The sequence below is a fragment of the Gemmatimonadaceae bacterium genome (assembly GCA_036496605.1).
Lineage (GTDB): Bacteria > Gemmatimonadota > Gemmatimonadetes > Gemmatimonadales > Gemmatimonadaceae > AG2.
Window position 1 is genome coordinate 124,719 of the sequence record DASXKV010000003.1, and the last position, 12,273, is coordinate 136,991.

General features: G+C 63.4%; 13 protein-coding genes. 6 read left to right on the forward strand and 7 right to left on the reverse strand.

The window, feature by feature from the left end:
* The first annotated feature begins 3 nt into the window (after positions 1–3).
* Entirely contained in the window at positions 4–927 is a 924-nt protein-coding gene (locus tag VGH98_01495; protein HEY2374624.1) for a DUF4097 family beta strand repeat-containing protein, read from the forward strand.
* Positions 928–949: 22 nt separating this feature from the next.
* Positions 950–1,483, forward strand: a complete 534-nt coding sequence (locus VGH98_01500; GenBank protein HEY2374625.1) for a hypothetical protein — start codon at positions 950–952, stop codon at positions 1,481–1,483.
* A gap of 74 nt (positions 1,484–1,557) precedes the next feature.
* On the opposite strand, the gene VGH98_01505 is transcribed toward VGH98_01500, so the two are convergent.
* The 6 genes from VGH98_01505 to VGH98_01530 form a co-directional block, all read right to left on the reverse strand.
* The gene (locus VGH98_01505) at positions 1,558–3,087 is read right to left on the reverse strand and encodes a GMC family oxidoreductase (protein HEY2374626.1); all 1,530 of its coding nucleotides are present in this window, start codon (positions 3,085–3,087) and stop codon (positions 1,558–1,560) included.
* Positions 3,084–3,518: a hypothetical protein gene (locus VGH98_01510; protein HEY2374627.1), complete on the reverse strand. Its 435-nt coding sequence runs from the start codon at positions 3,516–3,518 to the stop codon at positions 3,084–3,086. Before VGH98_01510 ends, VGH98_01505 begins: the two co-directional genes overlap by 4 nt.
* 14 nt (positions 3,519–3,532) lie before the next feature.
* Complete coding sequence (locus VGH98_01515) at positions 3,533–5,095, reverse strand: ATP-binding protein (GenBank protein HEY2374628.1); 1,563 nt, start codon at positions 5,093–5,095, stop codon at positions 3,533–3,535.
* 451 nt (positions 5,096–5,546) lie between these two features.
* Positions 5,547–6,017, reverse strand: a complete 471-nt coding sequence (locus VGH98_01520; GenBank protein ID HEY2374629.1) for an OsmC family protein — start codon at positions 6,015–6,017, stop codon at positions 5,547–5,549.
* A complete protein-coding gene (locus VGH98_01525; GenBank protein HEY2374630.1) occupies positions 6,014–6,907 on the reverse strand; it encodes a sulfurtransferase in 894 nt (297 codons plus the stop codon). Before VGH98_01525 ends, VGH98_01520 begins: the two co-directional genes overlap by 4 nt.
* 79 nt (positions 6,908–6,986) lie before the next feature.
* Positions 6,987–7,814 (reverse strand): alpha/beta fold hydrolase, encoded by an 828-nt coding sequence (locus tag VGH98_01530; protein ID HEY2374631.1) that lies wholly within the window; start codon positions 7,812–7,814, stop codon positions 6,987–6,989.
* 44 nt (positions 7,815–7,858) lie between these two features.
* On the opposite strand from VGH98_01530, the gene VGH98_01535 reads away from it, so the two are divergent.
* From VGH98_01535 to VGH98_01545, 3 genes are all read left to right on the forward strand, one after another.
* On the forward strand, positions 7,859–8,188 hold the full coding sequence (locus VGH98_01535) for a (2Fe-2S) ferredoxin domain-containing protein (GenBank protein HEY2374632.1): 330 nt from the start codon (positions 7,859–7,861) through the stop codon (positions 8,186–8,188).
* Positions 8,189–8,262: 74 nt separating this feature from the next.
* Positions 8,263–8,526: a hypothetical protein gene (locus VGH98_01540; protein ID HEY2374633.1), complete on the forward strand. Its 264-nt coding sequence runs from the start codon at positions 8,263–8,265 to the stop codon at positions 8,524–8,526.
* A gap of 289 nt (positions 8,527–8,815) precedes the next feature.
* Positions 8,816–9,136 carry a hypothetical protein gene (locus VGH98_01545; protein HEY2374634.1) on the forward strand — a complete coding sequence of 107 codons (321 nt, stop codon included), beginning with the start codon at positions 8,816–8,818 and terminating at the stop codon, positions 9,134–9,136.
* A 12-nt stretch (positions 9,137–9,148) separates the two neighbouring features.
* On the opposite strand, the gene VGH98_01550 is transcribed toward VGH98_01545, so the two are convergent.
* A complete protein-coding gene (locus tag VGH98_01550) occupies positions 9,149–10,219 on the reverse strand; it encodes a TerC family protein (GenBank protein ID HEY2374635.1) in 1,071 nt (356 codons plus the stop codon).
* A gap of 285 nt (positions 10,220–10,504) precedes the next feature.
* On the opposite strand from VGH98_01550, the gene VGH98_01555 reads away from it, so the two are divergent.
* Positions 10,505–12,214, forward strand: coding sequence for an amidohydrolase family protein (locus tag VGH98_01555; GenBank protein HEY2374636.1), 1,710 nt, complete (start codon positions 10,505–10,507; stop codon positions 12,212–12,214).
* The last annotated feature ends 59 nt before the right edge of the window (positions 12,215–12,273 follow it).

Genomic DNA, 12,273 nt, shown 5'->3' on the forward strand with positions numbered 1-12,273 from the left:
CTCATGACCGCATATCAATTGACGCGCTGCCTGCTCGGCACCGCATTCGCGCTCGGCGTAGCCGGCAAGACGCTTGAAGCGCAACGCACGATCGAGATTCGGCGTGCCGTCACATCGACCCCGTCGATTCGCATCTCCGGCGCCTTTGCCGAATTGAACATCCACGGATGGAAGAAGGACAGCGCCGCGATCACCGGCACGATTCCGAGCGACGCCCGCTTCGACGGCGGTTTCGTCACGTCGAGCACACCGTCGACCGGAGCCAAATACTACATGGAGACGGCGTCGGGTGTGCCGAGCGGGAAGCTTGACCTCTACGTGCCGACGGGCGCGCGCGTCTGGGCGAAGAGCGGAAGCGCAAAGATCGAGGTGGAGGGTATGACGGGCGGTCTCGACCTCAACATCATCGGCGGATCGGTGCACGTCCGCGGGAACCCGCACGAGCTCACGGTCGAATCAATGGATGGTTCGGTCACGGTCGATGGCTCGCCGCCCTGGACGCGACTCAAGACGGCGACGGGAGACATCGCGCTCGCCGGCAACAGTGACGACGCGGGCCTAACGACGGTGAGCGGAACCATTCGTGTCGTCTCCGGCCGCTTCGAGCGCGCGAGACTGGAATCGGTGACCGGTGCGGTTGATTTCGCTGGCGACGTCGAGCACGGCGGCTCGCTCGATGTCGATACGCACAGCGGGTCGATCGACCTCCGGCTGTCGCCAAAAATGGGCGCCGATTTCGACGTCGCCTCGGTGGCAGGCACAATCGAGAATACGCTCACGAATCGACCAGCCGTACCGGGACGGGAAGGTCGCGGCCAGGAGACCGGGTTTACGACGGGTGGGGGTGGTGCCCGCGTCTACATCCGGAGCTTCAAGGGGAATATCCGACTGCAGCCATGGAGTAAAATCTCGACACAAGTGTTCTAACCCAACTCGCCAGGAGGCACTCATGCGCTCGCTCCTCGGATCCTTGCTACTTCCCGCCGTCGTTGGCTCGGCTTCACTCGCGATTGTCGCCGCGACGCCATCGAGCTCCGCGCGTCTGGCCGGACCGCCCTGGATCTCGATCGAATATCCCGCGAACCCGCTCGACCCCTCGACGCGCGGCGCGTATCTCCTCGTCCACGCATTCCATCATCAGATCCCGATATCATCGCCGGTGCGTGGCACCGCCGAGGGCGTCGTCAATGGCGAGCGCAAGTCCATCACGCTCCACTTCGACACGACGTCGCGGCCTAGCGTTTACGCCCTGCGGAAGCAGTGGAGCGACAATGGCGTCTGGTCGCCCGTGATTTCCGTCGCACCGCACGAAGACAACATCGCGCAAGCACTCATCGAGCTCAGCCCTGACGGCGGCATCTCCTCCGTGCGCGTGCCCACGCGTCGCGAGCGCGAGTGGACGATTCCACGTCTGATCACCGCGCAAGAAATTGAGCAGTCACTACAGTCGCGCACGCCACGCACTGCGCAAGCGCGCCGCTAAGATTTGCTTATGCATGCAACGCATGGGCTGCATGACTTGTATAGAAAGTGCGGGTTAAATTCCGCGTAGGACTGTCAGGCGGTAGTGAGTACGGCGCGTCCCCCGAGCAATTCTCCCGCGTCGGCTTGCACCGCCTGTGCAGTTCTATCCGCCAGGGCCATCACCGTCACGTACGGATTGATCTCGAGCGCATCGGGAAAGAGGCTCGAGTCGGCGACGCGAAGCCAAGGCACCCCGTGCACGCGGCCCCAGCTGTCGGTCACCGAGTCACGCGCGTTGCGTCCCATGCCGCAACCCCCCATGAGATGCGCGGCGGAGATCGAGATACGACCGGTCTGAAAGTGGTGCGCACCGATCAGCGCGTCGATCTCGTCTCTTTGTGAGCGTTCCACCAACGGCGGATCGGCCGATGGCGCGTGCACACGGAATGCGCCCGCGGCAAAGAAGATCCGCGCCGAAGCACGTGTCGCGCGTACCAACGAGCTGACCACCTCGTCGGTGAATTGATAGTGCACAACAGGTCGCCCGCCTCCGTCGACCGCGACGCGGTTCTCTTTCACCGCGCGATCACACGCCAGCACGAGAATCATCTGCAGCCTGGGGAAGGCACGCATGAACGCGCTGTGCGCTGCTCCGAATCCCGTTAGGTTCTTCGCCGTCACGAACGGGAAGTACATGCACGTCTCGAGGACAAACCTTTCCTCGACGGCGCGGTCGAGAAAGAAGCTCTTCGGATGCCCGACGTCATTCGTGATCGGTTCGGCGTGCTCGCCGACGAGAATGTGTGCTGGATGACAGGTGAAGCCATCGCCGAGTCGCGGCACGACGCGCGCAAGTCCGGAGCGCAGCAGCAGCGCTGACGTGCCGACGGCGCCGCCGGCGCAAACGACCATCCCGGCTCGAATACGATACGTGCCCGGCGCCCATTCCGAGGATGAACCCTTATCGCCTGTCGCACGCGGCCGAACGCGGGAGACGACGACACGATCCTCCACGCGCAGCGCCTCCGCTCGCGTGACCACCTCGACGCCGAGCCGCTCGGCTGCCGGCAGCTGAACGCGATTCGTGCCCATTTTGGCGCCGTTCGGGCAGCCGAGGTTGCACAGGCTCGACCCGCGACAGCCGCGTAGGTTGAGCGGAAACTGTTCGGCATGGTACCCCGCGCGCTCGCAGCCTAACGCGAAGAGTCGATTATTGTCGTTCAGCTCCTCGTCAGGCAGGTAGTGCACGTTGTTCTCGACCATGTAGCGCCGCGATCGGTATTCGATGTCGGCGTGTGCGAGTCCAGGCACGTTCCATCGTTCGATGACGCGTCGCGGTGCAATGAGCGACGTCCCCGTATAGACGACCGTCGACCCGCCATACACGCGTCCGAACGCCAGGGTCATCGTGCCGTCGGCGGTGAGAAAACCACCGGCGTCCTCGTAGAGCGCGTCCGACATGTCGAGCTCGCGACCGGTGAACTCGTGTTCCGCGAGACGCGCACCCTGTTCGAGGAGCAAGACGCGCCGGCCGTCGGCGACGAGCTTGCCAAGCTCCTGCGCAACGGTGCCCCCGCCCGCGCCCGAGCCGATGATCACGATGTCGTACTCGCGCTCCGTCATGTGTCGCGCCCACTTCGCGCCGCCCACCCAGCAGCTGACGCGCGATAGCCGATCGCACGCGCTGCCTCGGCGCGCGCATAGTAGCCCATCAAGGCGAGCGTGCGAACGCCCCACACACCACGCCGCAGCAGCAACAGACGGGATCGCGAGAGCGCCTCGAGCAACTGCGTTGCATCGCTGACCGAAAGCGCCGCCAGTGGCCGTCCGTACCTAACGAGTGACGCGACGTCGAGCGAACGCATGAAAAGCCAGATCTGCCACCTCACCGCCGCCGGACGGCCGGCGAGCGCTCGTCCGATGATCGACTGAGCCTCTCGCCACTCCTCGTCGCGGAGCGCCGCGGCCTCGGGGACGACGGCGTTCAGGACCGCACGGAAGCGCCCATTGGCCCGACCGCCGCCGGGAAGCGCCGCTGCACTGTCGAGAGGCATGAAATTGTGGTTTGCTAATCCTCGAGCAGAATCCGTAGCTCCTCGAGGTCGTATGGGCGCATCACGAGCGCGGTTGCCGGAGGCAGCGGGAGACGCAGCTTGGCGGTGCTTTCCGGGTCTCCGGCGGTGATGATGAAGCGCGCCGCGGCGCACCCCGCGCTGCTGCGGAATGCCTCCAACGCTGAACCACCGCTGGTCGCGCTCGCGTCGCAGACCACCGCATCGAAACTGAGATGATTGGCGAGTCGCGTCGCGTACTCGAGATCCGGCGCGGCCAGGGCCGCGTGTCCCCGAGAACCGAGAAATGCGGTGAGAAACCCCGAGCTTTGTGCGTCCGGATCGACCACGAGCACATCGAGCGCGCGAACAGCGGCCTCGGTGAACTCGTCCGCGGGCGAAGCCTGTCCGCACACCCCGGGCAGACGTACGACGAAGCGTGCGCCGGTTTGGCCGTCCGGACCCACGACAGTCTCGACACGGATGTCGCCGCCGTGACCGGCCACGATATCTCGAACGACCGTGAGTCCGAGCCCCGTTCCCGACGCGAATCCCTTGGTCGTCCAGAACGGATCCCAGATTCGTTCGCGGGCATCGTCCGGAATACCGGGCCCGTCGTCCTCGATCTCGAGTACCGCGTTCGCTCCGTCGGCCAGAGTGCGAATTTGCACGTGACCGCCTACCTCCCGCGTCGAGCGAACGGCTTGCTCGGCGTTGTTCAGCAAGTTCAAAACGACCTGCTCGAGCTGGGTTCGATCACCGACGACGACCGGCAGCTGCGGATCGGCGCACGAGATACAGGCGATACCATGTGTCTCGAGCGCGTAGCGCCGCGTCCCAACGATGTATCCGACGATCTCATTCAGGCTGATGCGCACGCGGCGCTCGGTATCTCGCTTTCGTACGAGCGTCAGCAGATCGCGCACGATGCGGCCGGCGCGCGACGCCTCGTGATCGATCGTTTCGAGCGCCAGCCGGGCTTCGGCGTCGACGTCCTTCTTCATGAGCAGTTGTGCGAAGCCCAGGATCGCCGCGAGCGGGTTGTTGAGCTCGTGCGCGACACCGGCCAACGTTGCGCCGAGGCACGCCATGCGCTCGGTGCGCCGAAGGAGCTCCTGCTGCCGAAGTCGATCCGTGACGTCATCGACGATTCCATCGTAGAACGACACCTTCGAGTCCTCGTCGCGGATCTCGCGCACGGAGATACGGACGGTGACAGACGTGCCGTCCCGCCGCTTCCATCGTGTCGAGACCCGGTTTATCGGAGCGCGGGTCAGCTTCTGGCAGAATCGCTCACCCTCGGCGGCGTCGGCGAAAAGGTCGCGCTGAAGCTGCAGTCCGAGTAAGTCGCTCTCGCAAGCATAGCCGAGCATCCGCACGAGTGCCGGATTCGCCTCGAGCAATTGCCCGTCTGCGGATGCGCGAAAAACGCCGACGTGCACACGGTGCACGAGCCGCTGAAAGCGCTCTTCACTCTGTGCCAGCGCGTGCGTCAACGCGTCGCGATCTGAGCCGATCGGGATCTCGCGGTCGTACGGCCGAGATTCGGTCTCGGAGGAGGCGGCGGGCGATGTAGACATACCTTTCAATGGTGACACCTGAACATCTGTAGCGCGAGGGGTAGCCGCGATTCCCTCACTGCCGCGCTCCCTTGCCAATGAAGTCTTGCCCGCTCTCAAAGACGAACGTTCCACCTCTCAAGGCGAACGTTCCAAATCCCAAGGCGAAGGTTGCACTTCCCAAGGCGAACGCGGCGACTCCCGAGGCGAACGCGGCGACTCCCGAGGCGAACGCGGCAACTCCCAAGGCGAACGCGCCAATTCCAAAGGCGAACGTTGCAAATCCCAAGGCGAACGAGGTAATCCTGGCAGTGACGCAGTCGGCAGGCGAAGGCCGCATTTCCCAACACGAACGGGGCTTCTCCCGACACGAACGGGGCTTCACGCAACACGAACGCGGCTTCACCCGACACGACCGGGACTTAACTCGACATGACCATGGCTTAGGACCAAACGCCTCGCAGCTAGCACCTCACTGCGACGTCCAGATCCTCCGTCGCTGCGGCGGGTGGCGTTCGCCGTTCAACACCAGCGTCGTTTCCGCCACGATATCCGGTGCGAGCGACGCCGCGACCGAGCAATACTTCTCGAATGCCAACTCGATCGCGCGCTCGGCGTGATCGGCCGTGATGCCCGCGCCGTCGATGCAAAGCTCGACCTCGAGACGCTGGACGCGACGCGGCGCTTCCGTGCGCCGCGTCGCCGTCACGTTCACGACAAATCGCTCGGCCGGCGTACGACGCTTCGCGAGAATATCGATCACGTCCACGCCGCCACAGGTCGCGATCGCGTTGAGCAAAGTCTCAACCGGACCGGGCGCGGACTTCGAGTCGGCGTCCACGGTCACGGTGCGGCCTTCGGGTCCAGCGTCGAACCGGTGGTCGCCGATCCAGACGGCTCGGCTTCTCGTGATGACAGGCTTCGTCGCCGTCGGCACCGTCATCGCTCGATTGGCGCCCGAACTGCGTTCCCCCATTCGGTCCACGACCCGTCGTAGTTGCGCACGTGATCGTAACCCAAGAGATAGGTCAACACGAACCAGGTGTGCGACGACCGCTCCCCGATGCGGCAGTATGCGATGACATCGTCGCTCTGCTGCAGTCCCTGCTCCTTCTCATAGATGTCGCGCAACTCTTGAGCGGATTTGAACGAGCCGTCGCTGTTCGCCGCCCGCGCCCACGGAACGCTCTTCGCGCCGGGGATGTGGCCGCCGCGGAGTGCTCCTTCCTGGGGATAGTCGGGCATGTGCAGCTTCTTGCCCGTGTACTCGTCAGGCGACCGCACGTCCACGAGCATGCCGCGCCGATCGGCGTGGCGACGCACATCCGACATGAAAGCGCGAATCGGCTCGTCGCGCCGCTCGCGCGCCTCGTAGTTCGTGCGATTGAGGTGCGGAACCTCGGTCGTCATCGGCCGACCTTCGCTCTCCCACTTCGAGCGGCCGCCATCGAGGACGCGCGCATTCGTGAAGCCAAAAAGCTGGAAGACCCAGAAGGCGTACGTTGCCCACCAGTTGTTCTTGTCGCCGTAAAAGATCACGGTCGTCGACTCATCGATGCCCTTTGCGCGCAGAAGCTCCTGAAATTGCTCCTTGCTCACGTAGTCGCGAATGAGGGCGTCGTTCAGGTCGACATGCCAATCGACCTTTTGCGCACCTGGAATATGACCGGTATCGAAGAGCAGGACATCCTCATCGCTCTCGATGATCCGAACGTTGGAATCGTGCAGGTGGTCGGCGAGCCAGTTCGTGGTCACCAGCACTTCGGGATGAGCGTATCCCTTGCGCTGAATCTCGGCATCGACCGCGGCCTGATCGGTCGTCATCGTTGGCATTGTCATCTCCGCGTCACTTGGTAGTGCGACAGTTCGAAGCTAGCCCTCGGCGCTAGCGCGAGTAAGCGTGCGATCCGTTCTATGCAGGAGTCTCACGCTCGAGCCACGACGCGATGAACGAAGCGGCCTCGTTCCAGCCCGGTTCCCGCAGCATGAGATGTCCATGTCCACGCGCCATGTACACGGGCGCACGATACCGCTGCGCGACGCGCTGCGCGATCCGTGGCGGAATGAAGCGGTCGTCATCGCTCGTGACCACGAGAACGGGACAGCCGTTCTCGCGAAGGCGATCGGCGTCGACTCTCACGGCGCCGAAACTCATCTCGCGTCCGACACGGCCGCTGTCCGAGACGAATCGCTCGAACGTCGACCGCTGCTCCCCCTCGGGTATGCGGTTTAGCACGAGCTCACGCATGTCCTTCCAGCGCGGAGCGATGCGCTTTGAGCGGAACAAGGCGGGCAGGTGCCGAAGTTGTCGCAGGAAAAGCTTTCCGGTCATTACGCTGATGCCGCGCGGAGGCGCGGGTGATAGCAACACGAGCGCCCGGGCCAATCCTTCCTCGCCGAGCTTCTGCGCGATCAATCCGCCCATCGAGTGACCGACGACAATCGGCCGGCCCAGTCGCTCGATGAGCCATCGCGCCACCTGACGCGCGTCATCGATGAAATCGTCGATCGATACGCGTCCAAGCATCACTCCGGATGGAAGTGCGCTCCCTTCTCGCCCGCGCAGATTCAGCGCGAATCCCGCGTACCCACGCTCGGCGAAGAAAGGAAGATAGGATTCATAGACCCACGCCGACGCGAAGTAGCCGGGAATAAACAGCATCGGTGGCTTGTTTCCCGTTCCTGGGCGCGGTTGGGCCGAGGTCAGCCTCAGGCTTCCGATCGTGATGGTATCGAGCATCCGAACAAATTGACATGGTTCCCGAGTAACGCGCTATCCAACCGATGAATTTCTCCGAGCCGTTTCTCGAGCCCTACTCCCGTCATATCCTCGTGTGCGTCGGTGGATTTTGCTCACCCGATCGGCGCGGCCGAGAGCTCTATTCACTGCTACCCGCGCTCCTCGAGCGCGAAGGTCTTCTCTTCGGTCCGGAGCGAGTCAAGCGAGGCGAGACCCCTTGTCTGGGTGTCTGCTCGGGCGGCCCGATTGTCGTCGTGTATCCCGACGGCGTGTGGTACGGACGCGTCACTCCACAGCTGCTGGAGAGAATCGTCGTGGAGCATCTCCGCGACGGGCGAGTAGTCGAAGACGCAGTTTTCTATCGCCTGAAGTGAATGCTTGCTCCCGGCGCGAGGAGCGGGAGCGAGCGCCTAGCGCGATCTGCCTTGCGAATGCACCTTTTCGCTCGATGGACGGAATTCTTTACGAGCGCACGCTACCGCATGGACCCGCGGTTCGAATTCGCCGGCTCACTGTCGCCGGCGAGCAGCCTGTCACGGTCGTACTCGAAGTCGATCGCCGCGCGGGGACACCGCGCGCGAGTGCTGGTAGCCCGCCACCGCTGATGGAGTTCGAGGGCGCGAGCGAACAAGACGCAATGGACGCGCTCGAGCCGCACGCGCGCGACGATCGCCGCGTAGTGCAGCTCATGCGCGAAAAGGGACTCCGCTAGAGATCACTCCATTTCGTCTCGGAGCGAACGGAGAATTCGCGGCCACACATGCACTGCGTAGCGAAAAAAGTTTGTGCGTGCGACCTCCTCGGCGACCAAAAAGTCACTAAGCCGACGATGACCTTTGAGCGTGTTGCACGCTCTACAAGCCGTCACTAAGTTGCCGTCCGACCGGTCGCCGCCACGCACCCGAGCCTCCACATGATCGACCGTGAGCTCCTCGATCGGAAACTGCTCCCCGCAATACACGCATCGGTAAGCGTCGCGCTCGAAGATTCGTAGTCGCTTCATGGACAATCCCCTGCCTTCACGCCGCAAGATGATGGATGCGGCCCGGCGCTATCTGCTCGAGGGACTCGACCGTGACGATCGCGAACCGGACTCCGATGCGCCGCCGCGTTTGACCCTCAAAGCCCTCGAGAAGATCAGCATGTCCCGCTCCCGCGAGCGTATCCTCGGCAATCTGGACGAGATGTACCGCGAAGCATTTGAACGTGCTAAAACCACGGGCGACCAATCCCAGATGGCCGCGCTCGACTTTGCCTATCGACGCGAGCAACTCTACTTCGAGATCCTGCTCGACATTCGCGAAGCCATGGAGCGACGCTGAGACCCGGTTCGTCTACCGAGGATTTCGCGCGCCGCCGCCGTTGGAGCGGCGGAATCGCGAGCCGAACATCGAACCGGTCTTCTGCCCTGCCTCGCGCGCGAATCGCGGCCCTTTGTCGCGTTGCGGCCAGATGAGGCTTGCCGCAATCGATACCGAAAGCACGCCGAGAATGATCGCGAGCGAGGGCAGCACGTCGACGTGGAACCATTGCTCGCCGAGCATCTTCACACCGACAAAGGTGAGTATTGTCGCAATCCCGTACTTGAGCAGATAAAAGCGATCGACGACGGCTGCGAGCAAGAAGTACAACGAGCGCAATCCGAGAATCGCGAAAATATTCGACGTGAACACGATGAACGGATCTCGTGTCACACCGAAAATCGCGGGGATCGAGTCGATCGCGAAGACGAGGTCCGTCACCTCGACAAGGATGAGCACGAGAAAGAGTGGCGTTGCCAGCCGCCGTCCGTTCTCGACGACGAAGAAGTGCTTGCCGTGAAACCTCTGGGCGAGCGGAATCACTTTCCGCGCGCCGCGCACCACGGGATTTCGATCCCCCTCGAACTCCTCGTCCTGCTTCAGCGCCATGCGCACGCCCGTGACGATCAACATCGCGCCGAAGACGTAAATCACCCAGTGAAAACGAGCGAGCAGCACCGTGCCGAGGCCGATGAACAGGCCGCGCATAACGAGCGCGCCGAGGATGCCATAGAACAACACGCGATGCTGACACGCCGCCGGTACCTTGAAGTACTCGAAGATGAGCACCATCACGAAGATGTTGTCGATGCTCAGTGACTCTTCGATGACGTAGCCGGTGAGAAACCTCAGCGCGACGTGATGGCCGTAGATCGCGAAGAGTCCACCGGCGAAGGCGAGAGCGAGGCCGACCCACACGGTCACCCAAGCCGACGCCTCCTTCGGGTGAACGACATGCTCCGTTCGATGGAACACGCCGAGGTCGAGCGCCAACATCGCCAGCACGAAGGCGATGAAGATCACCCAGAACCACATGTTGGTCGCGATCCCTACCATCTTGCCATCATCCGTCAGCCCGATAGCAAATAAGAAAAGCGAGACCACTACGACATCCACGATGCCGTAGTGGTCTCGCCATTAGCGCGCCCGCTTCACGCGCCATTCGGCCGACCGGGACCCCATTGGGCTCCGTCTTGACGATCGACCAATCCGGCGCCGAGGCACCGGCCGGCTACTCCCCACTTGCTACGAATGGTGCACGATCCAACGCGGCCGGTCAAGCGCTGCTGCCTCTTCCGTTGCCGCGGCGACATCGTCACCCTTGAGCCGCTCCCCTGTTCTCGATATGCACCCAGTTCGACATCAGCGACTCACCAGCGACCAATCGCCATGTCTCTTTCGTTCGTTCACGTTGCCGCGCTGGCCGCTCTTTCACTCGTTCCCGTGAGCGATATGCACGCTCAACGCACGAATCGCTCCTCGGAAATCGCTTCGCCCTCGGCGCGCCCAACGCTCGCGGTCGTCAACGCTCGCGTCTGGACCGGCGATCCGCGTCGCCCGTGGGCAGACGCGCTCGCTGTGGACGGAGAGCGCATCGCGCTGGTCGGTACGAGCGCGGAAGTCAAGAAACTCGTATCGTCCTCGACGCGAGTCGTCGATGCGGGTGGAATGATGGTCGTTCCCGGCTTCATCGACTCGCACGTGCACTTCATCAGTGGCGGCTTCGGCCTTTCGTCGGTACAGTTGCGCGACGCGAAGACGCGGGCTGAGTTCATCCGACGAATCAAGGAATACGCAGCGACACTCCCGCCGGGCACCTGGATCACCGAAGGGAACTGGGATCACGAACAGTGGGGCGGGGAGCTGCCGCGTCGTGACTGGATCGACTCGGTGACGCCTAACAATCCCGTCTGGATCAATCGACTCGACGGACATATGAGTCTGGCGAACAGCGCTGCCTTGCGGGCCGCTGGCGTGGATGCGAACACGGCCGACGTCGCCGGAGGGACGATCGTGCGCGGCGCCGATCGCGCGCCGACCGGCATTTTCAAGGACAACGCTACATCGTTGGTCGATCGCGCCGTACCTGACCCTCCTGAGGAAGTAATAGATCGGGCAGTGGACGCCGCGATGAGCTATGTCGCGGGCAACGGCGTGACGTCAGTCCACAACATGGGCACCTTCGCCGATCTCGCCGCGTTCGAGCGCGCGCAGACCTCCGGGCGCATGAAGACGCGGATATATGCCGTGGTGCCGCTGGCCACGTGGGCGCAGCTCCGCGATACGGTGAAGGCGCGGGGCCGCGGCGACGCCTGGCTGCACATTGGCGGATTGAAGGGATTCGTCGACGGTTCGTTAGGCTCGCACACCGCCGCGATGCTGCAGCCTTTCACGGATGCGCCGAACGACACCGGATTGTTCGTCAATACCCCGGAGCACCTCTACGAGTGGACGTCGGGCGCCGACAAGGCCGGTCTGCAGGTCATCGTGCACGCGATCGGCGACAAGGCGATTCGCACTCAGCTCGACATCTACCAGCGTGTCGAACGCGAGGACGGCCCGCGCGATCGGCGGTTCCGCATCGAGCACCTCCAGCACATCTCTCCTGCCGACATTCCGCGCGTCGCCCCCCTCGGCATCATCGCGAGCATGCAGCCGTATCACGCGATCGACGACGGCCGCTGGGCGGAAAAGGTGATCGGACACGAGCGCGCCAAGACGGCGTACGCCTTTCGCTCGCTGCGCGACGCCAACGTACGGCTTGCCTTCGGGAGCGACTGGTTCGTCGCGCCGGCCACGCCGATCGAAGGTATCTATGCTGCCGTGACGCGACGGACACTCGACGACAAGAATCCCGGCGGCTGGATTCCAGAGCAGAAGATCACCGTCGAGGACGCGCTTCGCGCATACACGAGCAATGCGGCCTATGCGGAGTTCATGGAGAAAGAGAAGGGAACGCTCGCGAAGGGAATGCTTGCGGATTTCGTCATTCTCGACCGTGACCTAACGAAGATCGCGCCGGAAACCATCCGCGATACGAAGATCGTAATGACGGTAGTGGGCGGAAAGCCGGTGTACGAGCGATCCGCGATGCCTTAGGCCAAGCGCGCTCACGCGGTCACCGTCACGACCGCGTCGACGAGCTGCACGACGCGCCG

Excerpts from the sequence above, each read along its gene's own strand:
- VGH98_01495 (HEY2374624.1), top strand. The coding sequence starts at position 4 with ATGACCGCATATCAATTGACGCGCTGCCTGCTCGGCACCGCATTCGCG.
- VGH98_01500 (HEY2374625.1), top strand. The coding sequence starts at position 950 with ATGCGCTCGCTCCTCGGATCCTTGCTACTTCCCGCCGTCGTTGGCTCG.
- VGH98_01505 (HEY2374626.1), bottom strand. The coding sequence starts at position 3,087 with ATGACGGAGCGCGAGTACGACATCGTGATCATCGGCTCGGGCGCGGGC.
- VGH98_01510 (HEY2374627.1), bottom strand. The coding sequence starts at position 3,518 with ATGCCTCTCGACAGTGCAGCGGCGCTTCCCGGCGGCGGTCGGGCCAAT.
- VGH98_01515 (HEY2374628.1), bottom strand. The coding sequence starts at position 5,095 with ATGTCTACATCGCCCGCCGCCTCCTCCGAGACCGAATCTCGGCCGTAC.
- VGH98_01520 (HEY2374629.1), bottom strand. The coding sequence starts at position 6,017 with ATGACGGTGCCGACGGCGACGAAGCCTGTCATCACGAGAAGCCGAGCC.
- VGH98_01525 (HEY2374630.1), bottom strand. The coding sequence starts at position 6,907 with ATGCCAACGATGACGACCGATCAGGCCGCGGTCGATGCCGAGATTCAG.
- VGH98_01530 (HEY2374631.1), bottom strand. The coding sequence starts at position 7,814 with ATGCTCGATACCATCACGATCGGAAGCCTGAGGCTGACCTCGGCCCAA.
- VGH98_01535 (HEY2374632.1), top strand. The coding sequence starts at position 7,859 with ATGAATTTCTCCGAGCCGTTTCTCGAGCCCTACTCCCGTCATATCCTC.
- VGH98_01540 (HEY2374633.1), top strand. The coding sequence starts at position 8,263 with ATGGACGGAATTCTTTACGAGCGCACGCTACCGCATGGACCCGCGGTT.
- VGH98_01545 (HEY2374634.1), top strand. The coding sequence starts at position 8,816 with ATGGACAATCCCCTGCCTTCACGCCGCAAGATGATGGATGCGGCCCGG.
- VGH98_01555 (HEY2374636.1), top strand. The coding sequence starts at position 10,505 with ATGTCTCTTTCGTTCGTTCACGTTGCCGCGCTGGCCGCTCTTTCACTC.